15 protein-coding genes and 1 pseudogene are annotated in these 16,357 nt (G+C 63.4%); 10 read left to right on the forward strand and 6 right to left on the reverse strand.

The genetic code is table 11. The annotated features are described in order from the left end of the window. Nucleotides 1-42: 42 nt before the first annotated feature. Together HNQ08_RS19740 and HNQ08_RS19745 are read left to right on the forward strand one after the other, a co-directional pair. Complete coding sequence (locus HNQ08_RS19740) at nucleotides 43-951, forward strand: ROK family protein (RefSeq protein WP_184136027.1); 909 nt, start codon at nucleotides 43-45, stop codon at nucleotides 949-951. Then, nucleotides 948-1,520 carry an HD domain-containing protein gene (locus HNQ08_RS19745; protein WP_229790135.1) on the forward strand — a complete coding sequence of 191 codons (573 nt, stop codon included), beginning with the start codon at nucleotides 948-950 and terminating at the stop codon, nucleotides 1,518-1,520. Before HNQ08_RS19740 ends, HNQ08_RS19745 begins: the two co-directional genes overlap by 4 nt. Before the next feature lie 173 nt (nucleotides 1,521-1,693). Here HNQ08_RS19745 and HNQ08_RS19750 read toward each other — a convergent pair whose 3' ends face one another. From HNQ08_RS19750 to groES, 5 genes are all read right to left on the reverse strand, one after another. Then, entirely contained in the window at nucleotides 1,694-2,827 is a 1,134-nt protein-coding gene (locus HNQ08_RS19750) for a S8 family serine peptidase (protein WP_184136029.1), read from the reverse strand. Nucleotides 2,828-2,839: 12 nt separating this feature from the next. After that, complete coding sequence (locus HNQ08_RS19755; RefSeq protein WP_184136031.1) at nucleotides 2,840-4,189, reverse strand: S8 family serine peptidase; 1,350 nt, start codon at nucleotides 4,187-4,189, stop codon at nucleotides 2,840-2,842. A gap of 233 nt (nucleotides 4,190-4,422) precedes the next feature. After that, nucleotides 4,423-7,968: a tetratricopeptide repeat protein gene (locus tag HNQ08_RS19760; RefSeq protein ID WP_184136033.1), complete on the reverse strand. Its 3,546-nt coding sequence runs from the start codon at nucleotides 7,966-7,968 to the stop codon at nucleotides 4,423-4,425. Nucleotides 7,969-8,420: 452 nt separating this feature from the next. Next, nucleotides 8,421-10,064 (reverse strand): chaperonin GroEL, encoded by a 1,644-nt coding sequence (gene groL, locus HNQ08_RS19765; RefSeq protein ID WP_184136036.1) that lies wholly within the window; start codon nucleotides 10,062-10,064, stop codon nucleotides 8,421-8,423. 60 nt (nucleotides 10,065-10,124) lie between these two features. Then, nucleotides 10,125-10,412: a co-chaperone GroES gene (gene groES / locus HNQ08_RS19770; protein WP_184136038.1), complete on the reverse strand. Its 288-nt coding sequence runs from the start codon at nucleotides 10,410-10,412 to the stop codon at nucleotides 10,125-10,127. 248 nt (nucleotides 10,413-10,660) lie between these two features. Between groES and HNQ08_RS19775 the strand changes: the two genes are divergently transcribed. From HNQ08_RS19775 to HNQ08_RS19795, 6 genes and pseudogenes are all read left to right on the forward strand, one after another. Continuing rightward, a complete protein-coding gene (locus HNQ08_RS19775; protein ID WP_184136040.1) occupies nucleotides 10,661-11,266 on the forward strand; it encodes a GGDEF domain-containing protein in 606 nt (201 codons plus the stop codon). Between the two features lie 23 nt (nucleotides 11,267-11,289). Continuing rightward, nucleotides 11,290-11,907: a nucleoside deaminase gene (locus HNQ08_RS19780; RefSeq protein WP_184136219.1), complete on the forward strand. Its 618-nt coding sequence runs from the start codon at nucleotides 11,290-11,292 to the stop codon at nucleotides 11,905-11,907. Then, a pseudogene (locus tag HNQ08_RS27990) lies at nucleotides 11,904-12,116 on the forward strand (phosphoglycerate mutase family protein); the annotation flags it as partial. The gene HNQ08_RS19780 and the pseudogene HNQ08_RS27990, both read left to right, overlap by 4 nt. A gap of 106 nt (nucleotides 12,117-12,222) precedes the next feature. Beyond that, the gene (locus tag HNQ08_RS27995; RefSeq protein WP_229790141.1) at nucleotides 12,223-12,528 is read left to right on the forward strand and encodes a histidine phosphatase family protein; all 306 of its coding nucleotides are present in this window, start codon (nucleotides 12,223-12,225) and stop codon (nucleotides 12,526-12,528) included. Further along, nucleotides 12,528-12,674 carry an NUDIX hydrolase gene (locus HNQ08_RS28300; RefSeq protein ID WP_425321362.1) on the forward strand — a complete coding sequence of 49 codons (147 nt, stop codon included), beginning with the start codon at nucleotides 12,528-12,530 and terminating at the stop codon, nucleotides 12,672-12,674. The genes HNQ08_RS27995 and HNQ08_RS28300 overlap by 1 nt, the downstream gene beginning before the upstream one ends. Next, nucleotides 12,643-13,209, forward strand: a complete 567-nt coding sequence (locus HNQ08_RS19795) for a GNAT family N-acetyltransferase (RefSeq protein WP_184136044.1) — start codon at nucleotides 12,643-12,645, stop codon at nucleotides 13,207-13,209. Before HNQ08_RS28300 ends, HNQ08_RS19795 begins: the two co-directional genes overlap by 32 nt. Here the strand turns inward: HNQ08_RS19795 and HNQ08_RS19800 are convergent. Further along, nucleotides 13,166-13,693, reverse strand: a complete 528-nt coding sequence (locus HNQ08_RS19800) for a peptidoglycan DD-metalloendopeptidase family protein (protein ID WP_184136046.1) — start codon at nucleotides 13,691-13,693, stop codon at nucleotides 13,166-13,168. The genes HNQ08_RS19795 and HNQ08_RS19800 overlap by 44 nt on opposite strands. Before the next feature lie 136 nt (nucleotides 13,694-13,829). On the opposite strand from HNQ08_RS19800, the gene HNQ08_RS19805 reads away from it, so the two are divergent. Next, the gene (locus tag HNQ08_RS19805; protein ID WP_184136048.1) at nucleotides 13,830-15,092 is read left to right on the forward strand and encodes a M16 family metallopeptidase; all 1,263 of its coding nucleotides are present in this window, start codon (nucleotides 13,830-13,832) and stop codon (nucleotides 15,090-15,092) included. Further along, nucleotides 15,085-16,329, forward strand: a complete 1,245-nt coding sequence (locus HNQ08_RS19810; RefSeq protein ID WP_184136050.1) for a M16 family metallopeptidase — start codon at nucleotides 15,085-15,087, stop codon at nucleotides 16,327-16,329. Before HNQ08_RS19805 ends, HNQ08_RS19810 begins: the two co-directional genes overlap by 8 nt. Nucleotides 16,330-16,357: the final 28 nt, after the last annotated feature.

Raw genomic sequence — 16,357 nt, forward strand, 5'->3', positions numbered from 1 at the left:
CGCCCTGCCCTCTCAGCTCTCGCTTCCTGATCAGGAGTCTCTATGACCCATCTTTCTCTGTCCGAACAGCTCAGCATCGGTGTCGATGTCGGCGGCACCAAGATCGCCACCGGTGTGCTGCGCGGCGACGAATTGCAGGACCGTCACGTCCAACCCACCCCCGAGACCGGCTGGGAGGCGGTGCTGGACGTCGTTGCGGCCCAGATCCGTGATCTTCAGGCCAAACACCCGGCCGCCCGGTTGATCGGCGTGGGGATTCCGGGGCCACTGAACAGTGACCGCACCCGCGTCAAGTTCGCCCCCAACATCTACGGCTTCACAGACGTGCCGATGGTGGACGGCCTGCTGGAGCGGCTCTCGCAGCGCATCGTGCTGGAAAACGACGCCAAGGCCGCTGCCCTGGCCGAGGCCCACCTGGGCGCGGCACGGGGCACCGAGAGCAGCATCTACGTGACCGTCAGCACTGGCATCGGCGCAGGCATCGTGCTCAACGGGCGCATCTGGCGCGGGCGGCATGGCGTGGCCGGGGAACTGGGGCACATCACGGTGATGCCCGGCGGCCCAGTCAGCGGTGCGGGACTGGACGGCGCGCTGGAGGCTGTCGCCAGCGGCACCGCAATTGCCCGTGACGCCAGCTACGCCCTGAACCGCGACGTGACCACGGCCGAGGCCTTTAACCTGGCCCAGCAGGGCCATCCCGGTGTACGGCGCGTCATCGCGCAGGCCATGAAGCACATTGGCGTGGCGCTCGCGGACCTGCAGAAAGTGATAGACCCCGAGGTGTTTGTGATCGGCGGCGGCGTTGCAAGTGTGGGCGATTACTTCTTCCACGGCGTGCAGGCGGCCGCCGACGAGTATGCCAAGGGCTTTGCGCCCGTGACCATCCGCCGCGCCCAGCTTGGCCCCGATGCCGGAGTGATCGGAGCGGCCCTGGCGGCGCGGTATGGGTGAACAGGAAGGCTGAAACCGCCCTGTTACGGGCGGCGGAGGCCTTTTGCCTCCCGGCGTACTCGGCGGCGGGGCGTTTTTACCATAACGCTGAGCACGTCCGTAGCGTGATGACCGCCCTGGACTCACGCGGCGTCCTGACTCCGGCGTTGGCGCTGGCTGCCTGGGGTCACGATCTGGTCTACGACGCCACGGCAGGCGACAATGAGGACCGCAGCGCGGAAGTGTTTGACGGCTGGCTGGCCTCACGGCAGGCGTCCACCGAGCTTCGGCAGGAGGTCCGGGAGCTGATTCTGGCGACGAAACACGTCGCACCCCCAGCCAGCCGCGCCGAAGCCCTGATGGTGGATGCCGATCTGGCTATTCTGGGCGCATCTGCCGCTGAATTTGATGCCTACGACACCGCTATCCGGCAGGAATACGCGCACGTTCCCTCTTCGATCTACCGGACAGGCCGTCAAAAAGTCCTGCGCGGTTTTCTGAATCGGGAGCGCATTTATACGACGCCAGAGTTCGTGGAGCTGGAATGGCAGGCTCGGGTGAATCTGGTGAGGGTGGTGGGTCTACAGTAACGGGCCAGGTGGTCTGGTGATCCCTGCTTAAGCTTTGTGATTTCTGGAGGCCCAAAAGCTGGGGCGCGGCTGAGTGACATGACATCATCGGCTGGCCCTGCAGGGTCAGCCGATGGTTCTGGAGGCCGGAAGATGCCGAAAGCTAAAGCTTCGGTCGGGACAACCCTGGCAGGTTATCTGACTTTTTGCAGGAATGCCTGAGCGTTCACCACGCCATTACCCATAACATCGCTGGCGCCATTGCTCAGAGCGAGGTTGGCACTTTTGATGTCGGTTGCCGTGGCATTCAACTGAAGTGCGAGCTGACCCCTGAAGGCCTTTTGATAAGACTCACCCAGGGCCAGGGCCAACGTACCGCTCAGGACCGGTGTAGCGAACGAGGTGCCACTGACCAGGGCATAGTTCCCCCCAGGAACGGCGGTGGCGAGAGCCACTCCCGGCGCAGTGAGTTCCAGGGCACTTCCGTAATTGGACCAGCTGGCCAGGCTCCGGTCGCTGTTCACTGCCCCAGCATTGACAGCGTACTGACCGAGCACGTTCTTCATGGTGGAGTTGCGCGCCGGGTACGCGATTCGCTGGACGCCCTCATTGCCCACCGCGAGGGTCACATAGATGCCCTGAGCGGCGGCGCGGGCCAGCGCCAGACTGAGATCACTATCAACACTGGAGACAGCAGAGACGTTGATGACCTGCGCGCCCTGTTGAATAGCCCAGTCGACGCCAGCAGCGAGGTCTGCCACGGTTCCCTCGCCATCTGCATTCAGGGCGCGGATGGGCAGGATTCTCGCTCCCGGAGCAACCTGCAAGATCAGACTGGCAACCGCCGTTCCGTGCCCGTACATGGCGCTGGTGGCCGTGCGAACGTCCGTGGGATTGGTGTCCCGTCCAACGAAGTCGTACCAGGTGCCAGGAGCCGTCAAACGATTGGAAAAGACAGGATGGGACAGATCAAGGCCGGTGTCGACCACGGCCACGATAACGTCCTTGCCCAGTTGCGGCGCCAGAGCCTGGGCTTCACTCAGGTGAATGAGATTCCAGGCGGCAATGTTTTCACTGAACGTATTCAGGGCACCACCGGGGACGGTACTGGCATCCCGACTCGTGGCCCAGGCCCCAATCCTCCCTGTGGCCCAGGCACCAATCCGGCCAGTGGCAGCGGCCAGCTTCATCACCGGTGGAGTTTCGGTGGCCTGAGCCTGCAGGGTGCTTCCATGCTCTGACGGGTTGGCTGTGCTGAGTGGCGTGGTTCCACACGCAGCCAGCAAGGCACCAGTCAACAAGGGAAGGAAATAACGTATGTGCTTCATATCTTCAGGCTCCTAGCGGTAAATCTTGAGGAAGGAGTAGGCATTCACAGTGCCGTAACCCAGGCCCCAGGCAAAGTTGGAATCTTTGGCTGGCGTGGCAGTCCTATTAAGATTCGTTAATATAACTGAAATCTGGCTGGCGGTGGTAGGGGTCAGCCCGGTAGACAGGGCGAGGGTCACGATGCCCGAGACTACCGGTGCGGAAAACGAGGTGCCGCTCACACTGGCCAGCTGCGAACCTGGGAAAGCAGTGACGATGTTCTCACCGGGCGCCGTTATCTCCAGATTCGGGCCATACGTACTGAAGCTGGACTTCAGGAAATTTAAGCCCACGCTGCCTACGCCCACTGAACCCGTACCCTGGGTGGTGGTGGTGTCGGCGGTCAGGGCCGGATAGAGGACCCTGGTATCGCCGGTGTTACCGGACGCACAGATCACGGCCACGCCCTTGTAAACGGCATTCTTAATGGCGGTATTCAGGGTGTACGATGAGCTGGTGCTGCCCAGGCTGAGGTTGATGACTCTGGCGCCCCGCTCAACGGCATAGTCAATCGCGCTGGCGATTGTACTGGTGTCACCGTCGCCGTTGGCATCCAGCACCCGGATGGGCAGGAGGGTGGCTTTGGGAGCGACCTGCAGAAGAATGTTGGCGGTGGCAGTGCCGTGCCCGTAACCGTTGGACAACCCGCTACTGCTACCGTTCACTTCCTGAGGAAGATTGTCGCCATCGAGATAATCCCTGGCATTGAGGGTGTCTATTTTGCCGCGGAAAGCCGGGTGGTTCAGGTCAAGCCCGGTGTCGAGCACAGCCACCTTCACGCCCTGACCCAGTTCTGGGACCAGTGCATGCGCCTCGCTGAGCTGGATTAGATTCCAGGCTGAAATATTTTCTGTGAACGTCGTGGCAATGGGCGTTCCGCCGGTAGCCCAGCTGCTGTAGCCCGTTGCCCAGGTGCTGAAGCCAGTGGCCCAGGTGCCGAAGCCGGAGGCCCAGGTGCCGTACCCCTGTTCGCTGATCGTGTAGGCCTTGGTACTGAGCTCAACCGGGGCGCTGTCGTAACCGCCTTTGGTGGCATGGTTGTTGGCAACAATGGCGCTGCCCAGTTCAGGTCGATAGGCGACGATGTACCCACCATACATTTTGACCAGGCTGGCCTTGGATACACCCGTTGAGATGCTCAGGGTATGCAGGTATTTATAGTCCTTGGGCAGGCCCATGGTGTTGGTGACCGCCTGAGGCGTCAGCGTTGCCTGACTGTTTTGTGGCTGCAATGGCTGACTGCCACAGGACGTCAGCAGGGCCACAGTCAGCGTGGCTGCGGTAAGACAGAAATAGAACTGCTTTCGGGCTTGATTGACCATAGGAGCTCCTGGCATGAATAACGGCAGGTTGTTACTAGATCCACAACAGCGAGCAAGACGTCAGCAAAAAGCGCGCTGTGAACTAATTAACAGCTTGCCCAGAAACTCTTACAGCCCTCTTTTCTAATTGTTTAATGAAGATCAATACGGCGTCGCATCAGCCTGACTGGTTAAGGCGGGGCCAATGAGGGTCTTAGGTGCGCACCACGGGCTCCTGCCCACCTGGAGCAGGCTCAGGACACGACGCAATTGCGCTGCCTTTTGGCCTCGTAGAGTTTTTCGTCTGCCTCTGACACCAGGCGCTCGAAGTTCGGCAGACCTTCATTGGTGGCCACCCCCAGTGAGAGGGTGACCGAGAGACCTGGGACAATCGCGGCCCAGTCCGTCTCCTCAATAGCGGCTCGCAGACGCTGTGCTATAGCGGCGGCCTCGGAGAGGGGAGTATCCGGCAGCACCAGCACAAATTCCTCGCCGCCATAGCGCCCTGGGACATCCGAATCACGGCAGATGTCCCGCAGCAGGGCCCCCAGCTGTCGCAGCACCTCGTCCCCAACGGGATGGGAGAAACGGTCGTTGACCCGTTTGAAGTGGTCCACATCAAGCATGATGAGTGACAGGACACGACCTGCCGCATGGTGTTGCTCGAATTCACGCGCCAGAATCTCCTCGATGTGGCTGCGATTAAAGACTCCGCTCAGGCTGTCCTCGCGCAACTGTCGTTCCATCAGGAGGGATTGCTCTTGCAAGACTGCCACCAGTGCGCTCTTCTCCCTGTTGGCCTGCTCCAGCGCCACATTGGCACTCGCCAGTTCGACAGAACGTAATTTGTAAAGCCTCGCCTCAGACTCGGCCCGGTCTACCTCGTACTGCACCATCAGAGCGCGGTTTTTCAGGGCCAGCTCTTCCTCCAGTACTTGACGCTGAATTTCCCGCTCTCGTTCCAGGTGGGTCATGGCACGTTCCAGATCGCCGCGGCGTTTGTGAAGGAGCGTGAGTTTGTGGTGGGTCAGAACGGCAAGTTCTTGCCAGTCAAACTGTTCACACTGGGTCAGCACCTGTTCGTACAGGCCCCACGCCTCCTGAATGGCCCCACCGGTTTCCAGATTCGACGCGGAATACAGCTGAATCCACGCCAGGGGCTCTGGCATATTCAGTTGCGGTGTCTGTAAAAGCGCCAGCGCCTGGTGGTGCAGCGCGGCGGCCCGCACCGACTGTGCCTGTCCATCAAGTGCTCGGGCGACCACCGAGATGGACAGCGCCTGATGAAGAATGTCGCCCATCCTCGCACTGAGCTGAGCAGCCCGTTCTCCCCAGGTCTGGGCCTCTGCAAACTGCTCCAACTCCTGATAAACGTCGGCCATACTGTACAGACAGGCCACCTGCGCCGATTCATTGCCTGCCTTCTCAAAGATTTCGTGGGCCTGCTGATAGTACGAGAGGGCCTTGTCAAAGTCTTTCATGCGCGAGGAAACCACCACGCCCAGATTCATCAGGGCGCTGGCCTCACCGGCCAGGTCATCCAGCCGTCTGGAGAGTTCCATAGCCTCGAGGAGGCATTCGATGGCCCGTTGCGTGTTGTAGATGACGCGGTAAACATTCCCCAGCAGATTTTTGCAATCGCGTTCTAGGGTCAGGTCTTCGCAGGCCTGCGCGATATTTACAGCCTGATCCAGCTTGTTCAGCGCAGCCTTGAATTCGGACTGCAGAATGTCGTGAAAACCCAAGGTGCGCAGGGCGTAAGCCAACCCCAGAGGATGATCATGTTGCTCGGAGATCTGGTGCGCCTCGCGCGCGTCCCTGAGGCTCTCGCCCGGCTCGGCCCGTCGCTTCTGCCAGGCCGCCGCATTCAGAGCGTCCACGTGCTGGATGACATGCGCAGGCAGGGTGGGCCTGACGTCCAGCGGAGCGTCGGAAGGGGGGAGCAGCTCTGAGGGTTCCAGGTTCTGTACGCCCCCATTGGACGGGGCCTGGGCATCGGTGTGAAAAGAGCCAGCAATTGTACCGAGAAACACTTCAACCAGGTAAGGGTCGAAGTGTTTGCCCGACTGCTGGGCGATTTCCCGCCAGGCGTCTTCCCTGGACCAGGCTTTCTTGTAAGGCCGTTCGGTGGTCAGGGCATCCCAGACATCGACGATGGCCACGATCCTGCCTGTCAGCGGAATGTTGTCACCTTGCAGACCCTGGGGATAGCCGCTGCCGTCCCAGCGCTCATGGTGCGTCAAGGCAATTTCCTCGGCCATTCTCATCAGGTCCGATTGACCGCCTTCAAGCACACGCGCCCCGATAGTCGTGTGATGCTTCATGATCGTGAATTCTTCGGCGGTCAGTCTCTCGGACTTGAGTAAGACAACATCGGGCACGCCGATCTTCCCGATGTCGTGCAACCGTGAGGCAAGCCGAATCAAGTCCACCTCGGCGGCGGGCAGCCCGATGGCCTGCGCCAGCGAAGCCGCAAGTTGAGAGACCCGTTGTGTGTGGCTGCCCGTCTTGTCGTCTCGGTATTCGCCGACCAGACCCAGGCGCGTGATGATCTCGCGCTGGGCCTGTTCCAGATCGGCTGTCCGCTTTTGAACCTCCTGCTCGGCTTCATTCCGGGCTTGCTGCGAGGTCAGATTCATCAGGCGATAGGTTTCCGCCTGGTGCTTGGCCCGTTCCACTTCCAGCTGGGTGGTCAGGCTTAGAAAGGTGTCCTGCCGGTCCTGGGCGTGCAGGGCCCGTTCAAGGCTGAGTGCTTGTCTGAAGTGCAGAGTGGCCTGATCGAAGCGCCCCAGACGCTGCAAGACCTCCCCAAGGTGTTCGTGAATCTCTAGCGCGGCGCGTTCACTGCCGCTTTGCTGCGCACATGCGAGGGCCAGCTCAAAGTGAGCCGCCGCCTGCTCAAGCTGGCCACCCTCTGTCTGCAGGCGTGCCAGATGGACCAGGGCATTCTGCTCACTGGGCAGCGCCCCCAGAATCCTGGACAGGTTCAGCGCCTGCTCGAACGTTTCAAGGGCCAGTGCCGGCTGGCCCAGACCGACATAGACCTGCCCCAGGTTGTCCAGGATTTCGGCCTCGTTGTATCGGCGCCCATTTGCCTGGGCCAGCCGGAGGGCCTGGAGCAGCAGCCGCAGCGCCTCCCTGTCGTGTCCACGGTCTCGGGCGACCAGGCCCATCCCGGTTAGCCCAGCGATTTCATTGGCGGTGTCCCCTGACAGCTGCGCGGCGGCCATGCCCTGCTCGAAGGCCTCGGTGGCCCGGTCAAATTCTTGCCGGATCTGGTGAATGTTGCCGATATTGATCAGACAGGCACTTTCCAGGCTATGCAGTGGCTCCGGACAGCGGGTGATGTACTCAAAACAGCGGGCCAGATGTTCCAGGGCCCGGTGCAGGTCTCCCAGTTCGATATGGATCAGCCCAAGATTGTTCAGGCACTTGGCGTATCCCTCGTGGTCCTGGAGTTCCTCACGAACCACGGACTCTTCCAGAATACTGGCGCTGGCCTCACGGTACTTGCCCTGCAGGAAAAGAGCCATGCCCTCCAGCTTGAAGGTCTGAGCGAGTTCCGCCGTGCGCTGATCGGGGAGCAGTCGTCTGACCTCATGGGCCAGTTCGGACACCCGGTCGTAATGCTCACACAGCACTTCAGCCTCTGTCTGGTGAAGGAGGGCGGCCACCCGTCCCGGCGTGTCACCAGCCTCAGCCAACAGCGCGGCGGCATTTTGCGCGTGCTGAACCGCTGACTCACCGTCCTCGAGTTCCAGTAAGCCCTGCGCCCACAGGAGCTCTGCCTCACCCTGCAATGGCAGAGGCCAGGACGCGAGCCCGCAGGAAGAAGTCTCCAGGATCTGCACGGCAGCTCTGGTATCAGTTCCTAGAAGCGCTCGCGTCCTGTCCAGCACCGCCTGACAGGTGTCAAAATTCGAATTCAACGAGGCAGGGTTCAAGAAATGCCTTTCGGGATGGAAGAGAGCGGGGAGCAGAAGTGCGGAAAGGGAAATCAGAGCCTGAGGCTCCTCGCCTCATTATTAAGACTCGATCTTACACAAGTCACACGACCACACCTGTCAACGGGTGACAGAATTTTTCACCTGTCCCCTGGACCACTCTGGAAGTGGCGTGTCCCTGCTAATGGAGGCAAAATTAAAGAAGTCGGAGCACAATGCTCCGACTTCTTTACGGCCCTGCTGTGGTGGGTTGAGTAGCGGAGGTTCCCCGGTACCTAAGGCCCCAATGGAGGGCTGATGACCTATGTTTAGAAGTCCATCCCGCCCATGTCGCCGCCACCCATGCCGCCGGCAGGCTGGGGCTGCTGCTTCTCGGGCTTGTCGGAGACGATGGCTTCGGTGGTCAGGATCAGCGCGCCGATGCTGGCGGCATTCTGCAGTGCGGTGCGTGTGACCTTGGCGGGATCGACGATCCCGGCAGCCACCATGTCGTCCACGTACTCGCCCGTTGCGGCATTGAAGCCGTAGCGGGGCTTATCGCTGTTGACCACGGCGTTCACGATGACGCTGCCTTCCTCGCCCGCGTTCACGGCGATCTGGCGGGCGGGTTCTTCTAGGGCGCGGATCAGGATGCGCGCGCCGGTGGCCTCGTCGCCGGTCAGGCTCTCGGCGGCCTTGCGGACGGCGGGAATAATCCGCAGCAGCGTGGTGCCGCCGCCAGACACGATGCCTTCCTCAACCGCCGAGCGGGCGGTGGACAGGGCGTCTTCGTAGCGGTGCTTCTTTTCCTTCAGTTCGGTTTCGGTGGCGGCGCCGACGCGGATCACGGCCACGCCACCCGCCAGCTTGGCCAGACGTTCCTGGAGCTTTTCCTTGGCATAGTCGCTGTCGGTGCTGTCCAGTTCGCCCTTGATGGCGTTGACGCGGGCGTCGATCTCGGCCTGCTCACCCTTGCCGTCCACGATGGTGGTCTCGTCCTTGGTGATGCGGATGCGCGCGGCGCTACCCAGCATGTCCAGACCGGTGTTTTCCAGCTTGTGCCCCAGGTCCTCGCTGATGACCTGACCGCCAGTGACGGCGGCGATGTCACGCAGCATTTCCTTGCGGCGATCCCCGAAGCCGGGGGCCTTAACGGCAGCGATGTTCAGCGTGCCGCGCAGCTTGTTGACCACCAGCGTGGCGAGGGCTTCGCCTTCCACGTCTTCCGCGATGATCAGCAGCGGGCGTCCGGTCTGCGCCGCTTTTTCCAGCACGGGCAGCAGATCCTTCAGGTTACTGATCTTCTTCTCGACGATCAGGATGTAAGCGTCTTCCAGCACGGCTTCCATCTTCTCGGGGTTGGTCACGAAGTAGGGGTTGATGAAGCCCTTGTCGAACTGCATCCCTTCCACCACGTCGACTTCGGTGTCAAAGCCCTTCGATTCCTCGATGGTGATGACGCCTTCTTTGCCCACCTTGTCCATGGCAGAGGCAATTTCCTCGCCCACCTGATCGTCGTTGGCGCTGATGCCCGCGACTTTCTTGATGGCCTCGCTGTCCTCAACCGGCACGGCCAGCTTCTGGATTTCCTCGACGGCGACCATGACGGCCTTGTCGATGCCGCGCTTCAGGGCCAGCGGGTTTGCGCCAGCGGCCACGTTGCGCAGACCTTCCTTGACGATGGCCTGTCCCAGCACGGTGGCGGTGGTGGTGCCGTCACCCGTGATGTCGTTGGTCTTGCTGGCGACTTCCTTGAGCAGCTGCGCGCCGATGTTTTCCAGCTTGTCTTCCAGCTCGATTTCCTTGGCGACGGTGACGCCGTCCTTGGTGATCGTGGGGCTGCCGAACTTCTTCTCGATGACCACGTTGCGGCCACGGGGCCCCAGGGTCACTTTGACGGCATTGGCGACGGCGTTCACACCACGTTCCAGGCTGCGGCGAGCGGATTCATCAAATACAAGTTGTTTAGCCATTGCGGGACTCCTTCGGAGTGGATCTAAAAATTCGAGGGTTTAAAAGGCGGAGAGACCGTCTTACTCGACGATGGCGAGAATGTCGCGCTCGGCCAGGATGGAGTAGTTCTTGCCTTCCAGGCTGACTTCAGTGCCGCCGTATTTGGCGAAGTACACGGTGTTGCCAACCTCAACGTCCAGGGCGACGCGGGTGCCGTTGTCCAGCATCTTGCCGCTGCCCACGGCGATCACTTTGCCGCGCTGGCTCTTTTCCTTGGCCGAATCGGGGACATACAGGCCGCCTGCAGTCTTCTGCTCGGTGTCCTCGACGATTTCCACCAGTACACGATCACCTAAAGGTTTAAGCATGGATATTCCTCCTGCGAATGAAGTTGGGGCCGTAACCATGCCTGTTCTGCTCGGCAGGTTTTCGCCGTTCCGCACGCGAGAATAGTCGTCTTAAGCTAAAAATGTCAAGCGCGACAGTCTGAGAAGTTGAGTCCCATGCGCTCAAGATGCGCCAGCACGTCTAAACAGCATATACCCCTTTTACCTCATCTGTGTGACATATATATGTAAGGCAAATATATATAAGCTCGATAACAGGAGGAATCCCTATGGCCCGTCCGGATATTCTGTCCCGCACTCCTTTTGAAGAGGCTTTCGCCCGCCTTGGCCCTGCCCCACTCACGCTGGCGGTGCTCGATCTGGATCACTTCAAAACGCTGAACGACACCCTGGGCCACACTGAGGGCGACCGCGTGCTGCGCGTCGTGGAACGACTGTTGTCGGGCAGCTTGCCATCTGGCAGCATCATCGGACGGATTGGGGGCGACGAGTATGCCGTCCTGCTGCCCGAGAGTGCCGCTGAGACCGCGCTGATCCTGTTCGATGAGGTCATCCGGCACTTTCATATTCACCGCGATCCGCACTGGCCGCGCAGCCTGGGCCTGAGCGTGGGGCTGGCGGCCCGCCCCGCCCATGCCAGTGAGTATGCCGAGCTGTACCGCGCCGCCGATGAGGCCCTGCTGCGGGCCAAGCGCGAGGGCCGGGGGCGCGCGTGCATCTTCGTGGAATCCAAGATGGTCCTTAAATCCAACTACTACCCCAAAAGCCAGCTCGAACGCCTGAGCAAGCTGAGCGGCGCGCTGGGCCGCACGGAAGCCAGCCTGCTGCGTGAGGCGTTGGATGATCTGGTCGAGCGGTACCGGGCAGAACTGTGACGGTGGAAGGCGCTGTGGCCCATATGTCTCTGGGCTGGCACACGGCCCTTTCTGAAGCCTGGGAGGCTTACCTGCGCGGCTCGTATCCCATCGGGGCCTGTGTGGTGAACGCAGAGGGTGCGGTCATTGCACGGGGGCGCAATCGGCTGGGTGAGCCTCGCAGTGTCGAGGGCGGCTCGATCGCTGGGCATGATCTGGCGCACGCTGAGATCAATGCGTTGCTGAATCTGGCAGCCACACCGCGCCCAGAGTGCCGCACCTGGACAGTCCTGACCACCGTGGAACCCTGTCCGCAGTGTGCCGGGGCCATCGCCATGAGCGGCTTGCGGGCGGTGGAGTACGCCGCCCCCGATCCCTGGGGCGGTTGCACACGTCTGCTGACGAACGATCCGTACGTGTCAGGCAAGCGGATTCGCGTGGGCCGCGCGCCGGAGGACGTCCAGCGGGTGGCATTGCGGCTCAAAGCACATGCGCTGTGGGAAGAGGAGCGGGCTGCCGGAGAACGACACGTACTGAACAGTTTCGCCGCTCACTCCCCTGAAGACGTGGCTTTTGCCGGGGAACTTTACCGCTCTGGCACCCTGACTGCCCTGCGTGGGCGCGGCGCAGGTCTGGTAGAGGCGCTGGCAGCGCTGGCATGACCGAGTTGCATCTGACCCTGCTGCGCCACGGACGCAGCCGCGCCGACGATGAGGACGTTCACGAAGGCCGCTACGACTCACCGCTGACGGCAGTGGGCTGTGCCCAGGCGCAGGCACTGGCCACTTATTGGGCGGCCCATCCGCCCGATTTTGACCGCGCGTATCGCTCCACCCTCGCCCGCGCGCTTGAGACTGCCCGCACTATGACAGACGCGCTGAACCTGCCGCTCACACCGTCCGACTTGTTGCGCGAATGGAACAACGGCCCGCTGGCCGGGCTGGGACGCGAGGGAGGAGGCCAGGCGGCGCTATCCCATCCCCACCTTCCGGCACGAGCTGGACGCCTTCACGGCGGAGGGCGGCGAGTCCCAGGCGGCGATCCGGGCGCGTGCCCTGCTGGCGCTGGAACACATCTGGCAGGGCGGGGGAGAGCGGGTGCTCGTCGTCTCGCACGGTGGCTTTCTCAATTCCATGCTGCGTGAGCTGCTGCAAACGCCACGCGCCTGGTTCAAGTTCGGCGACACCTCGTTCGCCACCGTGGGCTTGAATCGCCGCAACCATACGGCAGTGGTTACGGGCGTGAACCTCTGCCCGCATCTGCCTGCAGGACAGACCGGATGATGCCGCCCACGCCACAACCTGTCGTCGGGCGCCTGACATTACCCGGTGGGGGCGTGGAGCCGGGCGAGACGCCCAAAGAGGCCGCCGGGCGTGAGATCCGACCTAAACTGCTCCATGCACCATGCCATCACCCTGACCGACGGTGAGTTGACCCTGCGCCCGCTGACGGAAGCAGATTTTTCCGGCCTGTGCGCGCTGGCGGCAGACTGCGAGGCCGAGCTGATCTGGATGGGCCTTTCGCCCTCCGACGTGGCCTACTACCGCAGCGCTCTGGAGGCGCCCGATCAGCAGGCCTTCGCCATCGTGGTGGACGGCGAACTGGCGGGGAGCACGCGCTACGGTGACATCCGGACGGCGCACGCGGGGCTGGAAATCGGCTGGACGTGGCTGCACCCGCGTTACATGGGGACCGGCATCAACCGCCGTATGAAGTTGCTGCTGCTCTCGTATGGCTTCGAGAGCATGGGCATGCAGCGCGTACAGCTCAAGACCGACAACCGGAACACCCGTTCCCAGCGCGCCATCGAGAAACTCGGCGCGGTGCGCGAGGGCGTGTTGCGCCGCCACCAGCGCCGTCAGGACGGCAGCCTGCGCGATACAGTGATGTACTCGATCACGGCGGAGGAATGGCCGGCAGTCAGGGCGCTGCTCGGTTCTTCTCAAGGAGCGGATAGGGATTGATCGCCCCGCCGCCCGTGTAAATCCCATAATGCAGATGCGGGGGCGTGCCTCTGGCATTGCCGCTGTCCCCCACGTAGCCGACGACAGTCCCCGCTTCGATCCACTGGCCACGCTTCAGCTCCGGATACCTTTCCAGGTGCGCGTAATAGTGTCGCTGGCCGCCGGGGCCGAGGATCATCACAGTGCGTCCTCCCAGCCCATTGGGGCCGACATTCAGCACGATGCCGCGCGTGGTGGCGCGAATGGCTGTATTTCTTCTGGCGAAGATATCGATGCCCTCATGCCTGCGTCCCTGGCTGCGGGCCGCGCCCCAGGTGTCGGTCAGGGCCTGGCCGGGCAGCGGGTTGGGCAGGCTGTTCGCTGTCGGCGTCGGTGCAGACATCAGCGCTGCGTACCGCTGGGCATTCCTGATCTGCGGCCACAGCAGGTACAGCGCCCCAGCGAGCAGCGCGAGAAAAAAGACCAGTCCCAGAAAACGCCTCACGACTCCAGCATGCCGTGAGCGGAGCGGGAAAGAATCGGTGGAAAGTTGCACAACCTCCCGTTTCCCGCCGCTGTACCCCCCGGCGAATCCCCCCACAGCCCACATCGCGCGGCCCACAACCCTCTACAATCCCCGGATGCCTGCTGCTCCCCAAGCTCTCCCCGCCTGTGAACTGTGGACCCTCGCTGGCGGTCTGCACGTGGCTTTCGAGCGCCGGGCCGGGCCGGGCTTCGCCTTTGATCTGCGCCTTCCGGTCGGCAGCGCCCACGATCCGGTGGGTCTGGAAGGGGCTTCGGGCGTGCTGGAGGAGTGGCTGTTCAAGGGCGCGGCGGGCCGTGACGCCCGCGCCCTGCAGGACGCCTTCGATGATCTGGGCGTGCGCCGGGGCGGTGGCGTGGGGCCGGAGGCGACCAGGATCGGCGTGTCCGGGCTGCGGGATGACCTGAGCGCCTCGCTGGCCCTGGTGGCCGACGTGCTGCTGCGCCCCGATCTGCCGGAGGCCGAACTGCCGGTGCTGACCGATCTGGCCCGGCAGGATCTGGACGCCGTGCAGGACAGCCCGCCCGATCTGCTGGCGATGGAAGCTCGGCGGGTGACCTTTCCGCGGCCTGCCGGTTCCACCCTGGCCGGTTTTGCCCACCCGCCGAGCGGCACCCTGGGGGGACTGGAGGCGCTGACGGCGGATCATCTGCGGGCGCATCTGGAGGCTTACGGGCAGCGCGGCGCGGTGCTCGGTCTGGTGGCCGATCTGGAGCCGGCGGTGGCCCTGGCCCTGGTCTCCAGCGCCCTGGGAGGCCTGCGCCCGGGCCGTCAGCCCCGCGCCCAGGCGGACTTTCAGGCTGGGCAGCGCCTGCATGTTCTCGACGAGGACGCCGAGCAGACCCACCTGAGCCTAACGGCTCCCGGCATTGCGCCGGGCGATCGGCGCTGGCTGGCGTGGCAGGTGGTCCTGACGGCGCTGTCCGGGGGCAGTGCCAGCCGTCTGTTCCACGCCGTGCGCGAGGAACGCGGGCTGGCCTACGCGGTCAGTGCTTCGCCGGTGCTGTTGGGCGGCCAGGGCTTTCTGACCGCCTACGCCGGCAGCACCCCGGCCCGCGCCCCCGAGACGCTGGATGTGATGCTCGCGGAATTCGCGCGCCTGCCGCAGGGCCTTAGCGCCGACGAGTTCCGCCGTGCCCGCAACGGCCTGCGGGCCAGCGTGGTCTTCGGGGCGGAATCCATGCGTGCCCGCGCTGGGGCGCTGACCCGTGATGTGGCCGTCTTCGGCCGTGTGCGCCCGCTGGCCGAATTGCGAGAGGGTCTGGACGCCCTGACCCTGGAGGGTGTGAACCGTTTTCTGGCAGGCTACGACCCGGTTTCGGAGATGACGATCGTGACTCTGGGGCCACAGGATGTCTGAAGCGCTGAGAAGACCGCTACGTCACGTTCTTCCGAATGGGTTGACCCTTCTGCTGGAGGCTGACCCGGACGCGCAGACCGTCGCCGCTGGGTACTTCGTCAATACCGGGGCGCGCGACGAGCGGCCCGCCGAGATGGGGGCGAGCCATTTCCTCGAGCACCTGATGTTCAAGGGTTCCGAGCGGCTGTCGGCGGGTGTGCTCAACGAGCGCCTCGATGATCTGGGGGGCCAGTCCAACGCTTTTACCGGCGAGGAAGCCACCGTCTATCACGCCGCCTGCCTTCCCGAGCAGACGGGGGAGCTGCTGGACACCCTGACCGAGCTGATGCGTCCCGCGCTGCGCGCGACCGATCTGGAGGCCGAGCGCGGCGTGATCCTGGAAGAAATCGCCATGTACGCCGATCAGCCCGGCGTGCGCGTGATCGATGAGCTACGCGCCGACTACTGGGGGGCCCACCCGCTGGGTCACCTGATCCTGGGCACGGCGCAGACGGTGGGGGGCCTGACCCGCGACGCTCTGTCCCAAGATCATCAGCGGCGCTACGGTGCGGGCCGCGTGACGTTGGCACTGACCGGTGCCTTTGAGCCGGAAGTGGTGCTGGGCTGGGCCGCCGCTCATCTTGCCGACTGGCCTGCCGCCGCCGCGCCGGGTGCCGAGCCGCCCCCAACCCCGGTTCGCCCGGTCCACGCCCGGGTCATTCCTGACCCCGAGCTGAGCCGCGTGCAGGTGGCCGCCGCCGCTCCCGGCCTGCCGGTGACCCACCCCCTGCGCGAGGCCGCCGCCGTGCTGGCCGACCTGATCGGCGGCGAGAACGGCGCGTTGTACTGGGCGCTGCTGGACACCGGCTTGGCCGACAGCGCCGATCTGGCTCACCTGGAATACCGGGACGCCGGGGCTTTTGAGGGCGGGTTTTCCTGTGACCCTCAGCGCGCCCAGGAGGTACTGGACCGTTTCCGGGACGTTCTGCGCGGTGCGGAGGAGCTGATCACCGAACCCGCCGTGCGCCGCGCCGCCCGTAAGCTGGCCGTGTCCACCCTGCTGCGCGCTGAGACACCGCAGGGCCGCCTGTTCGCGCTGGGCATGGAGTATCTGGCGACCGGACGGTCCGAGACGACGGGAGAACTGGTGGACCGGTACGCCAACGTTCATGTCGAGGCTGTGCGCGAGGTTTTGCGGCTGTGTCCGCTGGACCGTCTGACGGTGGTGGCGCTGGGGCCGCTGACGGTGCTGGAGTGACCTTGCCGTTCTTGTGCCCGCAGCCCGC

The organism is Deinococcus humi, from assembly GCF_014201875.1.
Lineage (GTDB): Bacteria > Deinococcota > Deinococci > Deinococcales > Deinococcaceae > Deinococcus > Deinococcus humi.